8 protein-coding genes are annotated in these 15,463 nt (G+C 41.2%); 6 read left to right on the top strand and 2 right to left on the bottom strand.

What is annotated here, in order from left to right:
* The first annotated feature begins 32 nt into the window (after positions 1–32).
* Both QUB80_RS10955 and QUB80_RS10950 read left to right on the top strand, forming a co-directional pair.
* Positions 33–1,574 (top strand): PhnE/PtxC family ABC transporter permease, encoded by a 1,542-nt coding sequence (locus QUB80_RS10955; RefSeq protein WP_502875295.1) that lies wholly within the window; start codon positions 33–35, stop codon positions 1,572–1,574.
* Between the two features lie 169 nt (positions 1,575–1,743).
* Positions 1,744–6,324 carry a PAS domain S-box protein gene (locus QUB80_RS10950; protein WP_289789540.1) on the top strand — a complete coding sequence of 1,527 codons (4,581 nt, stop codon included), beginning with the start codon at positions 1,744–1,746 and terminating at the stop codon, positions 6,322–6,324.
* A gap of 108 nt (positions 6,325–6,432) precedes the next feature.
* Here the strand turns inward: QUB80_RS10950 and QUB80_RS10945 are convergent, their stop codons facing one another.
* Complete coding sequence (locus QUB80_RS10945; RefSeq protein WP_289789539.1) at positions 6,433–6,873, bottom strand: COG3650 family protein; 441 nt, start codon at positions 6,871–6,873, stop codon at positions 6,433–6,435.
* Between the two features lie 620 nt (positions 6,874–7,493).
* On the opposite strand from QUB80_RS10945, the gene QUB80_RS10940 reads away from it, so the two are divergent.
* From QUB80_RS10940 to QUB80_RS10925, 4 genes are all read left to right on the top strand, one after another.
* Positions 7,494–11,663, top strand: a complete 4,170-nt coding sequence (locus tag QUB80_RS10940) for a PAS domain S-box protein (protein ID WP_289789538.1) — start codon at positions 7,494–7,496, stop codon at positions 11,661–11,663.
* A gap of 234 nt (positions 11,664–11,897) precedes the next feature.
* Positions 11,898–12,791, top strand: a complete 894-nt coding sequence (locus QUB80_RS10935; protein ID WP_289789537.1) for a helix-turn-helix domain-containing protein — start codon at positions 11,898–11,900, stop codon at positions 12,789–12,791.
* A 268-nt stretch (positions 12,792–13,059) separates the two neighbouring features.
* The gene (locus QUB80_RS10930) at positions 13,060–13,275 is read left to right on the top strand and encodes a hypothetical protein (RefSeq protein WP_289789536.1); all 216 of its coding nucleotides are present in this window, start codon (positions 13,060–13,062) and stop codon (positions 13,273–13,275) included.
* A 336-nt stretch (positions 13,276–13,611) separates the two neighbouring features.
* Positions 13,612–13,836 carry an ATP synthase subunit c family protein gene (locus tag QUB80_RS10925; protein ID WP_289789535.1) on the top strand — a complete coding sequence of 75 codons (225 nt, stop codon included), beginning with the start codon at positions 13,612–13,614 and terminating at the stop codon, positions 13,834–13,836.
* 151 nt (positions 13,837–13,987) lie between these two features.
* On the opposite strand, the gene QUB80_RS10920 is transcribed toward QUB80_RS10925, so the two are convergent.
* Positions 13,988–15,214 (bottom strand): DUF4336 domain-containing protein, encoded by a 1,227-nt coding sequence (locus tag QUB80_RS10920; protein WP_289789877.1) that lies wholly within the window; start codon positions 15,212–15,214, stop codon positions 13,988–13,990.
* Positions 15,215–15,463: the final 249 nt, after the last annotated feature.

The raw sequence follows: 15,463 nt of genomic DNA, 5'->3' as shown, positions 1-15,463 counted from the left end.
TTTTCCCATCTCCCTATCTTCTTGGGGTGTTGGTGTTGTTAGTGTTGATAATTTGGTCGTTACAAGTAGCTGGTATATTTCAAGGAGATTTAATTAATGAAGGCGGTTGGAGTCTTGTTGTTAGTTTTCTGATTGCTGTACTCTCTCCTGAAATCAGTTCAGATTTTTTACTACTAACCTTAGATGCAACACTCAAAACTCTCGCCTACGCGATTTGTGGCACATTTTTTAGCATTGTGATTGGATTTGTGGTTGGTGTTTTATCATCTCAAGTTTGGTGGAAATCTTTAGGTAAAGCCTACAAAATTCCTTGGTTAATGATTAGAGCTATTTTAGCAATACCAAGAGCAATTCACGAACTAATTTGGGGATTATTTTTTATCAATATTTTTGGACTCGATCCACTCGTAGCGGTGTTGGCGATCGCTATTCCTTTTGGTGCAATTACTGCTAAAGTTTTTTCCGAAATTTTAGATGAAACACCCCGCGAACCTTTATTAGCGCTACTAAACAGTGGTGTACCTCCTGTGAGTGCTTTTATCTACACTCTGATTCCCCAAGCGTTACCTAATCTAATTTCCTACAGTTTTTATCGGTTGGAGTGTTCTATCCGTTCGGCGGCGGTTTTAGGTATCATCGGTGCTGGAGGATTAGGCTATCAAATTTTCCTGAGCCTTCAATCGTTGCAGTACGAGCAAGTATGGACTTTGATGTTTGCATTGCTATTTTTGAGTGGTTGTACTGATTTTGTGAGTAGGTTGTTGCGTCAGCGTTCAGAATTACCAAATCGCTCCCCCACTCTCTCGCTGTTATGTGCATTTTTCTTATTAATATTTTCCTTTTGGTATATTAAAGCCGATTTTGGGAAATTTTGGGAACCACGCACAGCCGAACGTTTGACAAGAGTAATCCAAGATGCTTTTCCGCCACAATTGATTGATTTGCATCAATTATTTACTTTGTCGGCGCAAACTCTGGCGATGTCTATATTGGCAATGGCTGGTGCAGGATTGGGTGGCATTTTGCTTTCTTTTGGGGCAGCAAGAGAAATTGTGGCAAAAAAAAGACGATTCTCAATTGAAAATCTCCAATCTCAAATCAGAATTGGTATTACCCGCTTGTTATTGCTTATTGCTCGTGCTGTACCGGAACCAATTTGGGCATTAATATTTTTGTTTGTATTTTTTCCCGGAATTTTACCCGGTGCGATCGCTCTGGCTGTTCACAATTTTGGTATTCTTGGTAGACTAATGGCAGAGGTTGTAGAAAATTTAGATCGGCGTCCACTACTTTCTTTAAAAGCTTTAGGTGGAAGTAATTCCCAAGTTTTTATCTACGGCGTTCTACCCGCAACTTTTCCTCAGTTCATCGCTTACATTCTCTACCGTTGGGAAGTCTGCATTCGTGCTACAGTGATTGTCGGATTAGTAGGTGCAGGGGGCTTAGGGCGTTTGTTGACAGAGCAATTGAGCAGTTTTGACTATAAAGGTTTACTAACAACTTTGACAGTTTTGATTATTCTTACTTTAATGATAGATATTATCAGTACAACCCTCAGAGGAACTCTACGTTAAAAAGTTAAATAACTAACATTTATTTAGTCGAGCGTGGTAACATTTTCTTGAAAACTTCAAAACATTAAATCCCCAACCATAAAGGTATTTGTTGTTGCACTGAAGACTAGTATTTAAGAACAAGACTGTAAGCAATTTTACCTGCAATATCTTTCAAACAAATGATACTATGTCGGACTTAGGGATGTCACCTGATCGCAAAGGGGAAGTTTCAACCAATCTGCAACCACAGGAATCTTTGCATGATCAACCTGAAAGTTGCAAATTGAAAGAAAATATATTGATTGTTGACGATAATCCTGACCATTTAGAGATTCTCATCAAAATCTTGTCTGAACATGGGTATAAAGTGCAACTGGTTACGAGTGGGAAACAAGCTTTAGTTGCTGTCGAGTCAACTCCACCTGACTTAATTTTATTAGATATTGTCATGCCGGAAATGGACGGCTTCCAGGTGTGTTCTGAGCTAAAAGCATCTGCCCAAACCAAGGATATTCCGATTATCTTTCTTAGTGTCTTACACAAAACGTTCGATAAAGTAAAAGCCTTTTCCCTTGGTGGAGCAGACTACATTACTAAGCCATTTCAACCAGCAGAAGTTTTGGCTCGTGTCGAAAATCAACTACGCATCCAGAGACTGACAAAGCAATTAAGTGAGCAAACAGCACGGCTTGTGGAGGAAATCAAAGAGCGCAACATTGCCCAAGAGCAGCTTAAGCAAAGTGAGAAGCGCTATCGCAAACTTTTTGAGAGTAGCGTTGATGGCATTGTCATCACCGACATGGCGGGAAGAATTATTGATTGTAATGCTAGTTACCAAAAGATGTTGGGATATTCCCTAGAGGAACTCAAGTTAAAGAGTTTTTGGGATCTCACACCGATACAATGGCATTGTTGGGAAGCCGAAATTATTGAGCAACAAATTATTGAACGAGGCTACTCTGATACCTACGAAAAAGAATACATCCGCAAGGATGGTACTTTATTTCCGGTAGAGTTGACAGTTTATTGTCAGAAAAATGACTGCGGACAACCGGAGTTGATGTGGGCAAATGTACAAGATATTACGGAGCGCAATCAAGCCCAACAGATACTACATCAAAGCCTAACCAAAAATCGCGCCCTTGTTGACGCCATCCCCGATATGATATTCCGTTGTCACGTCGATGGTACTTATCTAGAGTTCAAACCTGCGAAAGGTGTCCAGCCCTTTGTACCACCTCTTGCCTTTCTGGGGAAAAAAATCCAAGAGATATTGCCAGCTGAATTGGCATACAAGATATTGCAAGCTCAAAGGCAAGCTATATCATTACAAAAAATCCAAATTTTAGAATATCAGCTCACAATCGATGAGCAACTTCACGATTACGAAGCTCGCATTGTCGCTTGTGGAAGTCATGACAATATTATTATAGTACGTGATATTACGGGACGCAAACGCACTGAAAAAGAATTACAGGAAGCTTATAAAAAATTAGAAGCATACAACGCCGATCTCCAAGCAACAAATCAAGAATTGCAATGTATGCTGGAGGAATTACAACTGCTTGAGGTAGAACGACAAGAGCAGTATTACAAGTTGGCAATCGAGCAAAAGCGCTATGAAGATTTATTTAACTTTGCGCCCGATGGCTACCTGCTGACAAACGCAAAGGGGATCATCCAAGAAGCAAACCATGCGATCGCAACATCCCTGTCAGTAGATTTGAGATTTTTAACCGGCAAACCTTTAGCTCTTTTCATCCCAGCAGATGAGCGTCTGGTATTTCGTACTAAATTAAATCAGCTATTATCGCTTCCAGAGAGGCAAACCTGGGAACTGAAGCTGCAACCTCGCGATGGTGAGCCTTTTCCTGTGGAAATTACAGTTGCTCCCGTTCGTGACTCTTCAGAGAAACTCATTGCTCTACGCTGGCTGCTCCGAGATATTACTGAACGCAAACAAGTCGAAGCTGCCCTCCGAGAGAGTGAAGAGCGATTTCGTCAAATAGCAGGAAATATCAATCAATTTTTCTTTATAAAATCTGCCAAGGACGGAAATTTTCTTTACATCAGCCCCGCTTATGAGAAGATTTGGGGACAAAGTTGTGAAAGTCTCTATCAAAATTCTACATCTTGGCTAGAGTTTTTACATCCAAATGATCGCGAAATTGTATTGCAATCTATCGAACAACAGTCACAAGGCAAGCGCGCCCAACGAGAATATCGAATTATTAAACGTGATGGCACAACTCGCTGGATTTTTGCCGAAGTGCTTCCAATTCTGGATGAAGTAGGAAAACCCTTACACTACATAGGATTGGCAGAAGATATTACGGAGCGTAAAAAGGCAGAAGCAGAACTCAAAGAGAGTGAACAGTTTTTACGCAGTATTTATGAGGGAATTGAAACTGCTGTCTTTATCGTTGATGTGCTAGAGGATGGAGGGTTTCGCTATGTCGGAATTAATCCTGCCAATGAGCGGATGTCAGGGTTACTATCATCAGAAGTTAGTGGCAAAACTCCCGAACAAGTGCTGACTCCAGAGATGGCACAAATGGTGTCGGATCATTATCGTGCCTGTATTGAAGCTGGAGAGCGCATTACCTATGAAGAATATTTGTTGATTAAAGGAAAAGATACTTGGTGGATCACAAACCTAACTCCAGTGCGAGATAGCAATAGTCGTATCTATCTCTTAATCGGCACAAGCTTTGATATCACACAGCGCAAGCAGCTAGAGCAGTCTTTACGCTTGCAAGCGCAACAAGAACGCTTGCTTGGCACTATCACTCAACACATCCGTCAGTCGCTCAATTTAGAGGAAATTCTAGCAACAACTGTGGTTGAGGTACAGCGAACTCTCCAAGCAGATAGAGTTTTGATTTTTCGGTTGAATGAAGACGGTTCGGGAGAGGTGATTGAGGAAGCCGTTGTCTCCCAGTATCCTGTCACAAATCAGATGCACTGGCTTGATGAGTGTTTCCCAGACGACTGCTATGAGTACTATCGCCAAGGAAATCCTCGCATTGTGCCTAATGTGGCAACAGATGATTGGGGAGCGTGTTTGGCTGAGTTTATGCAAGAAGTTGGCGTCAAGTCTAAAATGGTTGCGCCGATTGTCCAAACTTTTGAAGGTTCCTCAAGTAAAGTTTGGGGATTGCTCATAGTTCACGCCTGCTCTTACTATCGTCAATGGCAAGCATCTGATATCGAATTTTTGCAGCAGATTAGCAACCAGCTAGCGATCGCTATTCATCAGGCAAATATATACCAGAAGTTGCAAATTGAATTAGCTGAACGCAAACAGGCTGAAGCTGCTCTAAAAGCTGCTCAAGAGAATTTGACTATTGCCATCGAAGCTGCGCAAATGGGAACATGGCATTTGGATATAACCAAAGATTTTGCCCCGAAGCGATCGCTGCGTCACGATCAGATTTTTGGTTACGAAACACTACAAGCAGAATGGGGGCAAGAAATTGCTAGACGCCACGTAGTTGAGGAAGATCGTGAAATTTTCGACGCGGCGTTTGCTCGTGCTATGGAAACTGGCAAACTCGATTTTGAGGTACGCATTCAATGGCCGGATGGTAGCATTCACTGGATGGCGGCTCGTGGGCGTTTTTACTTTGACGACAACGGCAAACCTGGGTACGGGGGAGGTGTAAACTTTGACATTACAGAGCGCAAACAAACAGAATTGGCACTGCGCGAAAGTGAAGAGCGATTTCGCAGAGCCTTTGATGATGCTGCCATTGGCATGGCAATGGTTGCAATTGATGGTAGCTTTTTGAGGGTTAACCGTTCGCTATGTGAAATTTTAGGCTATTGTGAATCGGAATTTTTGGCGTTGACATTTCAAGATATTACTCACGCTGATGATTTACAAAAGGATCTCGATCATCGACAGCGTCTTTTAGTTGGAGAAACTCGCACCTACCAAACACAAAAGCGATATATTCACAAACTAGGACACGAAGTCTGGATATTACTGAGTACATCCCTAGTGAGGGATCGGGATGGACAATCACTCTACTTTATTACTCAATATCAAGATATTAGCGATCGCCAGCAGATTTCTCGGATGAAAAATGAATTTATCTCCATCGTCTCTCACGAACTGCGTACTCCATTAACAGCAATTCGCGGCTCTTTGGGTATTTTGGAAACAGGTATCTTAGAAGATGAACCACAACAAGTCAAAGAATTAATCCAAATAGCTCTTAATAATAGCAATCGCCTCATGCGTCTTGTTAACGATATCCTCGATCTCGAACGCCTAGAGTCGGGTAAAGTTCGACTGATCATGCAAGAGTGCGAAATTGCCGATATAGTTAAGCAAGCAACCGAAACAGTGCAATCGATCGCACACGAAGCCAAAATCACCCTTTGTGCTACATTCCCTAACACTAAAATTTGGGCAGCACCCGATGCGATCGCCCAAGCACTAATTAATTTATTAAGTAATGCGATCAAGTTCTCGTCTGCTGGTAATAGCGTGTGGTTAAGTGCAGAATTATTTCCCGACTATGTTATGTTCTTCGTCAGAGATAACGGACGTGGCATTCCCTCTGACAAGCTCAAAACCATCTTCGGACGATTTCAGCAGGTAGATGCTTCTGATTCCCGTCAAAAAGGGGGAACAGGATTGGGATTAGCAATCTGTAAAACTATCATTCGCCAACATGGTGGACAGATTTGGGTAGAGAGTATATTGGGTGAAGGAAGCACGTTTTACTTCACATTGCCAACAACAAGGCTCGATCCATGAGTGAACAAATTTTTTGCATCCTTACAATCAAGTCTTGCAAGGATGTTCTGAATCTTGGCAAGACTATCAATTACTGAGTCAGCAACTTGGCGATCGCTGTAAAAAACTTCACTTTCTTTCTGCACATCCTTCCAAAACTCTATCACCCAAGATTAAAGTTGCTGAGTAGGGATAATTATTGTCAGACATACCATCACTACAGTTATCAACTTTTTTAATCATGAGCATATTGTTGCCTTTGCCCGTTAATCTGTATACTCTGACTAAATCTGTAGGACGACCTGCTGCTGTTAATGGTGCAACATATGGGAATGTTAGCTTGCGAGTGTCTGGTGAAGAGTAAACAATTCCACCTTGGGTGACAGTAACACTCCAAAATGGTTCAGTCCCTCGACTAATAAATTCTTCAACGTTAGCATTATTGCCAGCTATGGCGGCATTTATATTTAGAAATCCTAATTCTTTGTTCGTACTGAAATAAGCAACAACTGCTAAGAAAGTTGTACAAAGTCCCAAAGTTAAGATGCGGGATGCGAAAGCTTTCTTCATAAATATAGAGCTACTTTAAATTCCAATTTCATGACGCCAAATACCTCTGAATCGTTTCCAATAGAGATTTAAATTATAGGAATCCAGTTTGATGAGTGAAAAAATTCAGTATTTGTAGTGGCGTGACTACCTTACAATAGTTCATTATAGTTTTCTTGTGGGATGGACTTCTAGCCCGCACCACAAAACAATTTATTCTGCCATTTTAATCGTGTCACCCCAGTAGGGCGTGTTATGGCTTTAGTCTAACGCACCCTACCCTTGAAAACGGTGCGTCACGCTTTGCGACAATACACCCTATGTGTTTTTCAAAAATCAAATATGAGTCCTGTATTTCGTATCCTGATGGCAAGGTTGCTCCAATCACAACAGTATTTAGTTCTCACTACGACTTCACCAACCTATAGAGGGATGGGAATTTTCTTAGAGAATGGTTAAATAATAGACTATAACAATACCTTTAGTCATATCTTTAGTTTATGTGTGGTTGAGTGTAAAAACAGGAAACTTCAAATACATCTCATTGCAAAAACAGAGAGAACCTCTGACTAAGGAAGAGAAAAGTTGTATCTGAGACTACTTAAACAACAGCAGCAAGGTTTGGTGGGGCAGATTTAATAATGGCTTCTTTACATAACAATTGCAAGCAAGCAGAAGAAACATCACCAGACAAGCAAATCCCGATCAAACAATTAGCCGATATGAGTCCGGGATTATTATATCTTTACGATGTGATCGAGCATCGAAATCTCTACATCAATGCGCGATCGCTCGAATTGCTAGGCTACTCACCCGAAACCGTTTTGGCTATGGGAGGTGACTTTATGCTCAAAGTCATGCATCCAGACGATTTGGCTCAAATGCCTGCCCATCTTGAACGGTTAAATGCTTCTTGTGATGGCAGTTTTCATGACATTCAGTATCGAATGCAGCACACCAATGGCGAATGGCACTGGTTTCGTAGTCGCGATACAGTATTTAAGCGGACAGCAGACGGACGAGTTTGCCAGGTTTTAGGCACAGCCGAAGATATCACTGAGCAGATACGTGCAGAAACAGCGCTCCGCGAAAAGGAGCAGCATTTAAACATCGCCTTACAGACAGCTAAACTTGGTACCTGGCAATTAGATTTAGCAAGTAGTCAGCTGACTTGTTCCCAGCAGTGTAAGGCAAACTTTGGATTACCATCTGAGATTGATTTTTCCTATCAAACTCTATTTTCTGCACTACATCCAGATGATCGCGATCGCGCACAAGTAGCAATGCAACAGGCAATAGAACAGCGAAGCGATTATGATATTGAATTACGTTGCTGTTGGGCAGATGGCAGCTTGCACTGGTTAATCGCACGGGGACGTTTGATTTATGGTTCTGATGGTACTCCTGTGCGTATGGTAGGTGTCACCCTTGATATTACAGAACGCAAGCAATATGAGGAATCTCTCAAGGCAGCAAACCAACGCATCTCCAACATCTTGGAAAGCAATACAGATGCGTTTGTGGCATTTGATCGGCAATGGCGCTACACCTACGTTAATCGAGAAGCATCAAGAATATTACAGCGATCGCCCGAAGAGTTACTAGGAAAATGTCGGCAGGATATCTTTTTGGAAGCAGATCGTCTCAATCCGCAGATTTATCAAGAACTGTATCGAGCCGTAGCCGAGCAAGTCACAGTTAAATTTGAAAGTTTTTCCTTCGCAGCCAATTGTTGGCTGGAAATATCTGCTTTTCCATTCTCGGATGGACTAGCGGTTTATTTTCGTGACATCAGCGATCACAAACGAGAGGAAAGACGCAAAGCAGCACGGTATGCAGTAACTTGTGTTTTAGCTGAGGCGACTACATTGGTTGATGCAGTTCCAGCCATTTTACAATCTTTGTGTGAAAACCTCAATTGGCAACTAGGATCAATTTGGAGTGTAGATAAACACCACAACATTTTGCGCTACGTCAATAGCTGGCACGCTGCTAAAACTAATCTCCAAGAATTCATCACGGTTAATCAACAAACGACTTTTGCACCTGGTATTGGACTTCCAGGTATGATTTGGGCAAACCGTCAACCGGCTTGGATTGCCAAAATTAATAAAGAGAAAAACTTTACTAGATCTGCATCGGCAAGCAAAAGCGGATTACAGTCTGTATTTGGCTTTCCAATTTTGCTTGGTAGCGAGATTTTAGGCGTAATCGAATGCTTTAGTGATCGCGCTCAAGAGCCAGATGAAGATTTACTACAAATGATGGCAGCGATCGGTAGTCAAATTGGACAATTCATGGAGCGCATCCGTACACGAGAAGCTCTGAAGGAAAGTCAAGCGCTATTCCAAAGTTTCATGAACAACAGCCCTATCGCTGCCTTTATTAAGGATGAGGCTGGGAAGTACATCTATGTAAATGCGTTTGTAGAACAATTATTACAGCGCAGTCAATCTGAATTGGTAGGCAAAACAGATTTTGAGTTGGTACCCGATCAAGCAACGCAGATGCGTGCTAATGATGCAGCAGTGCTGACAACAAATCAAGCAATCCAAGTATTAGAAACGCTTCAAACCCAGGATGGGGAACACTATTATATGTCCTTTAAATTCCCTTTCCAGAATACTGCTGGGCGAAAATTTCTAGCCGGAATGTCTGTTGAAATTAGCGATCGCATCCGAGCCGAAGCAGCTTTGCGCAAGAGTGAAGAGAAATACCGGACAATTTTTGAGAATGCAGGTGTATCAATTTGGGAAGAAGATTTTTCTGAGGTGAAAGCAGCGATAGAGCAGTTGAAAACCCAAGGAATCAAAGATTTTCGCGCCTTTTTTACGGAACATCCTGAGTTTGTGCAGCAGGCTGTTGGCATGGTGAGGTTGGTAAATATTAACCATACAACGGTACGAATGTTTGGAGCGCAGGATAAAAATGAGCTGCTGACTTCATTCAAGCAAATATTTCTGCCAGAAACCTTTGAGGTGTTTGTCGAAAAACTCCTTACCATTGCTGAAGGAAAAACTTCATTTGAATCAGAAACTATTGTCAAAACTCTACAGGGAGAACGCCTGAATGTAATTTTTACAGTAACATTCCCGCCTGCGACAGCAACATTCGATAGCGTACTGGCGAGCGTTATGAATATCACTGATCGCAAGCGCTTAGAAGAGGCTTTACGAGAAAGTGAAGAACGTCTGCGGCTAGCATTAAACGCTGCCCGAATGGTTGCTTGGACTTGGAATGCTAACACTGATGCGATCATTCATTCCGAAACTGCCTGCGAAGTTTTAGGACTAACACCTGACACCCTATACGGTACAGGAACCCAAGCATGGCAGTTAGTTCACCCAGAAGATCTTGCCACTCATCAGGCAACAGTACAAGCGGCGATTGACTCGAAGGGTAGCTATGTGTCTGAATTTCGCGTTATTCGTCCTGATGACGGTAAAGTTATCTGGGTAGAGGATCGGGGGAAGATTACTTGTGATCAGATGGGGAATCTTGTCAGTATTGAAGGAGCTCTATTTGACATCACTATTCGCAAACAAATTGAAAAACGCGAACGGGCGGCTCGTGAACAAGCTGAAGCTACTAATAGAATTAAAGATGAATTTTTGGCTGTGCTTTCTCATGAATTGCGTTCTCCCCTCAACCCAATTTTAGGTTGGACACAGCTTCTGCAAACTCGTCAGTTTGATCAGCAAGCAACCAGTCGCGCCCTAGAAGCAATTGAGCGCAATGCTAAATTGCAAACTCAACTCATCGAAGACTTACTTGATGTCTCACGTATTCTGCGTGGCAAAATAGTCTTGAATGTTTGCCCAGTTGATTTAGTCGCAGTGATTGAAGCTGCTTTGGAAACCGTACACCTGGCAGCAGAGGCAAAAAACATCACTATCCAGAAGGTTTTTGCAACCGATATTGGACAAGTTTGTGGTGATGCAAACCGTTTGCAACAAGTTGTGTGGAATTTGCTCTCTAACGCCATCAAATTCACACCCCCAGGTGGACGAGTGGAGGTAAGATTGTCAAGCTTGAAGGACACGGAAACACGGGGACACGAGAACACGGGGAATTGTTCTGTCTTTGCGTCTTCCCAGTACCCTATCCCCGCTCCCCAATCCTCAATCAATAACTATGCTCTAATTCATGTTATGGATACAGGCAAAGGCATTTGTCAAGAATTTTTGCCTCATGTTTTTGAATATTTTCGTCAAGAAGATGGCACTACCACCCGGCAATTTGGCGGACTAGGGCTTGGACTTGCGATCGCCCGTCACATCACTGAACTGCATGGTGGCACCATTGAGGCAAAAAGCCCCGGTGAGGGATTGGGAGCAACCTTCACAGTTAGATTGCCTTTACCAGCAAATAACCCAGAGGTAACTCAGAATCGTACACAATTTATTGACAACAGCGATCTGAGCCACTTGCAGATTTTAGTCGTAGATGATGAAGCCGATATGCGAGAGTTACTGGTGACAATTTTAGAGTTTTATGGAGCAAAAGTAACAGTTGCAGCATCGGCAGCACAGGCATTATCCACTCTAGAGCAATATCAACCAGATCTGGTAATTAGCGATATTGGTATGCCAGATATGGACGGCTATGTGTTGATGCAGCAAATCAAAAGTCGCTCAACACAACAAGTTAGAAAAATCCCAGCTATTGCCCTTACTGCCTATGCTGGAGAATACAATCGACGTCAAGCTCTTGCTGTTGGATTTGAATTACATATTTCCAAGCCTGTAGAGCCACAAAAATTAGTCAGTGCAATCGCTCAGGTTATGAATAAGACTCATTGTGCATCTTAATTTCACGATTTGGGCAAGCATAACTACATATTATCATCAACTAAGCGAAATTTAGTAGAAATCTGGTGTAGAGGTATAAAAGCCGAGGCTATTATTCACCAATTTAATTAAAGGAATAAAAGATTAGTCATAAGTACTTAATGAGTCATGAGATTGCCTATGACTTTACTTAACCTGCCTAATCCAAAAATTCCACAACATGACTGAATATATGCGATTGCCGCGAGGTGAACTATGTCAGGTGATGATCTGCCAGAGATTAGTACGAAGTGCGAAAGTTTTTTTTCACAAGTTTTCTGTGAAACACCCATACTTTTTAGCGATAGAAACATATGGAACGGAATCAGTTTAGAGCAACGCTACCTACCACCAGGGGAAACTCCTGAGTATTCTCTCAATCAATTTGTCATCACTATTAATCTTGGGCAGAGTTTTCAGGTAGAGCGAACTCTAGATAGACATTTGCAAGCAGGATTAATGTTTACAGGTGCAGTGGGGCTTTGTCCAATGCATATTCCCCAGACGATCCGTTGGGATAGAGATGCCAATGTTCTTTTCCTCTATTTAGAATATGCATTCTTGACTCGTAATGCTGTAGAGTTACTTGATACAGATAAATTTGAAATGTTACCGCATCTGATCGCTCAAGATATGTTGGTTCATCAAATTGGGCTAGGATTAAAAGCACAACTTAAAACTAATGGTTTAGATAGTCGTCTGTACGCCGAATCAGCCGCAACATTTTTAGCAGTTCATCTCCTGCAAAACTATTCAACTCGAAAATCTTTGTTCCGGGAGTATGCAGGAGGTTTACCGCAACAGCAGCTAAAACAAGCAGTTGATTATATCCAAGATCACTTAACACAACAAATCTCTCTAGATGCGATCGCTAATTATCTTGGTATCAGTCGCTATCACTTTTGCCGATTATTCAAGCAATCTACAGGACTAAGCCCTCATCAGTATGTGATTCAACAGCGAGTAGAACGGGCAAAGCAACTATTACTGCAAGGTGAGATGAGTATTGCTTATGTTGCTCAAGCTTGTGGCTTTTCCCATCAGAGCCATCTTAATCACCACTTCAAACGATTAACTGGAGTGACACCCAAAAATTTGCTCAATTCATAGCAAAATTATGCAAAATTAGCACAAACGTGCAAGATATTTAGCTGGCGACTTGCCAAAATTAAGTTGTTTAAGGAAATTATTGCCATCAATATTTCCACTTTTTCTAACTCAAAAAGGCTCACATAAATTACTCTCTTACCGTTACAAAATTACCTATGTTTTTCTTTGTGTGCTATCCTTCCGGAAAGCCGCTATGGTCTAATGTTTACTTTTTGGTTAGTTAAAAAGTTTTTTCAAAAACATAATTGTAATAGGACTTAATTAACACATGACCAGTGTCAAAGCTTGTAATTTATCTTTTGATTCTGAAAATTTTTTTACAGAACTTTCAGAGGATGAACAAGAAATAATTTCTGGAGGCAGCATTCCCCAAGGAATACCCTGTACAGATGATTTACCACCAGGTCATTGGGGTGCTCCATGTATTGGACGTGGTGGTGGTTCAGATATCAAAGTGTTTGTGTGGGAGCAAAAAATTGCTTAAATACTTACATAAACCATACCATCTTACTCAAAAGTAAAATTAGAAACTGTATCAATCCCCTTGAGTTATTGATACAGTTCAAAAACAACATAACAAGCCAAAAATATTTACAAGTTTTTGAGGATCAGAAAATCTTAAAAAATTAAGAAAAATCACCTAATATTATGCTTAAATATCAGTATTTACAAATTATTATTTTGGATGTGTGAGAAAAAATTAATATAAATCTATCCATAAATCAGCGAATTTAGACTAAAATCAGCCCCTTGAAAATTAATGAATATTTCGTAAGTCTATTTGGTTAATATAGAATCAATCATCAAAAGGAGTTGAAATATGTTTTATAAGTATTTATTTAAAAATTCATCACAATCTAATTTAAATGTTGAAATCGATGTTGAAACAACACAATTTTTTTGGCAAGAGCTAAATGAGCAGCAAACTGAAAGTATTCGTGGAGGTTTCAATAAAATTGATTTTTTAGACAAAGCAGTTGAAAAAGTATTTACTATACAACCAGAAGCAGAAGGTAAAATTCGAGGAACTTTGATATTAACCTGATAAATTCTCATACACTTAACTATAGTAGAATTAACTGAGCCAAAACAGAAACTTGGCAGCATAATTTTCCTGATGTTTTTACTGCTGTCTCCAAGAATTCCATAGCTTTTTTGCTATTCTTCGCCAACTCTTTTAATTAAATTTGAATTACTTACACCTTGTCTTTCGGTGGCGGTACAATCCTAAATTTCTTTAAACCCGCGTCGATTTCTCTAAGTATTTTAAAATCCTGCTCCGGCAAGGAATAACTACCACTTCCTAACAAACTCGCATCCTTTGTGGGGAACTTTTCCAGAAAAGAGAATGCTTGTCGAAATTGATGCCCTCCTGCTTTGATGGGTGAGTTAAAGTGAGAGGGAATAATCCACTGAAAATCCCAACTCGCCACCCGATTTGCCCATTCAATAGTTTCCTTTGGTGCTCGATTTAGAATCAGAGTCTGTAAAATTGGGGCTACAATTAGACGACCATCTCCTTGCAATACATCAAATGAGCGTTTCCAGTCGTCCTTCCATTTAAAAGGAAACAAACCAAAATAAGCTTTCTTTGAGCGTTCCGGTGCTTTGAAGGCATTGCGAAATACCTCACCCCAACTAATAACCTCCAACACACTTGGTTGAAAGTACATAGCAAACAACGAAATCCGTTGCCAGCCTTTACAGCGATTTACTTGATTATCTGCAACAACATCAGATGCATTATCCTTAGCATGGAATAGCAACGGGTATGGATCTAATTGGACGATCGCAGGTGGTTCTTCCGGTATAGAAACTACTGAATCCGTAATCAAGAGTGTGTGCGATCGCTTATGAAAGAATGCAACTTCTGTAAATTTACCCAGCCCAAGCTCGATAGAACCCAAAATCGCATAATCAAACTCGTCAGCGAAGGGTGCTGTAGTGCTGTCTTTTGGTAGCTGCTGAGTGCGCCGAGAGGGTAAACCAAGCCAACTGAGGGGCAGATTTAGAGGAAAACTCCACTGATTGGGAGCTACAAATACCAGTGCTTTTGGAAAGCATCTAGAAAAAGGGCCAACGAAAACCTTATGTTCTATACCAGAGGTAGTCGGCAGAATAATATACTTGACATCCCCATGTTCTGCCACTAATTCTTGCATAAGTCCAATACACTCAGGCGTTGGTGCAACAGGTGCATAAACCAAAAGTCCTCCCTGAGCGAACTTCACCACCGTCATCCGAATAGGTACAACAACATAGAAAATGCCTTGAAGTTGATCAAAAGTCCAGATTGTATCCTGAACCACTTCTTTGCGAATTGTTCGGCGTTGACCGTATGGATAAAGTGGTACAACAGGCCACAATGGCCATGAAAAGTCTTTTGAATAAATCTCTGATGCTTTCGCTCCCTGTGCATTTATCGTGGTTTTAGGCACTCCACGACCCCCTTAAAAAGTTATAATCCTAAAACTGTCTGACTTACTCCCCAAAGCTTGGAGTTGAGACAATTTTTGAGGTAATCATCTATTTTTTTTATAACTTACTTTAATGCTTGTACCTCACTTTAACAAATAAGTGCGATCGCCTCAGCTATTTTTCAGTTGGCAGAAGATCCTACCCAAAAACTTGACGCTTTCTCCATCACGGCTGTCTAGTGTTCTTCTTGTTGG

It is taken from the genome of Chlorogloeopsis sp. ULAP01 (assembly GCF_030381805.1).
Lineage (GTDB): Bacteria > Cyanobacteriota > Cyanobacteriia > Cyanobacteriales > Nostocaceae > Chlorogloeopsis.
The sequence above is the reverse complement of the archived record's forward strand: the minus strand, read 5'-3'. Positions and strand labels throughout refer to the sequence as shown.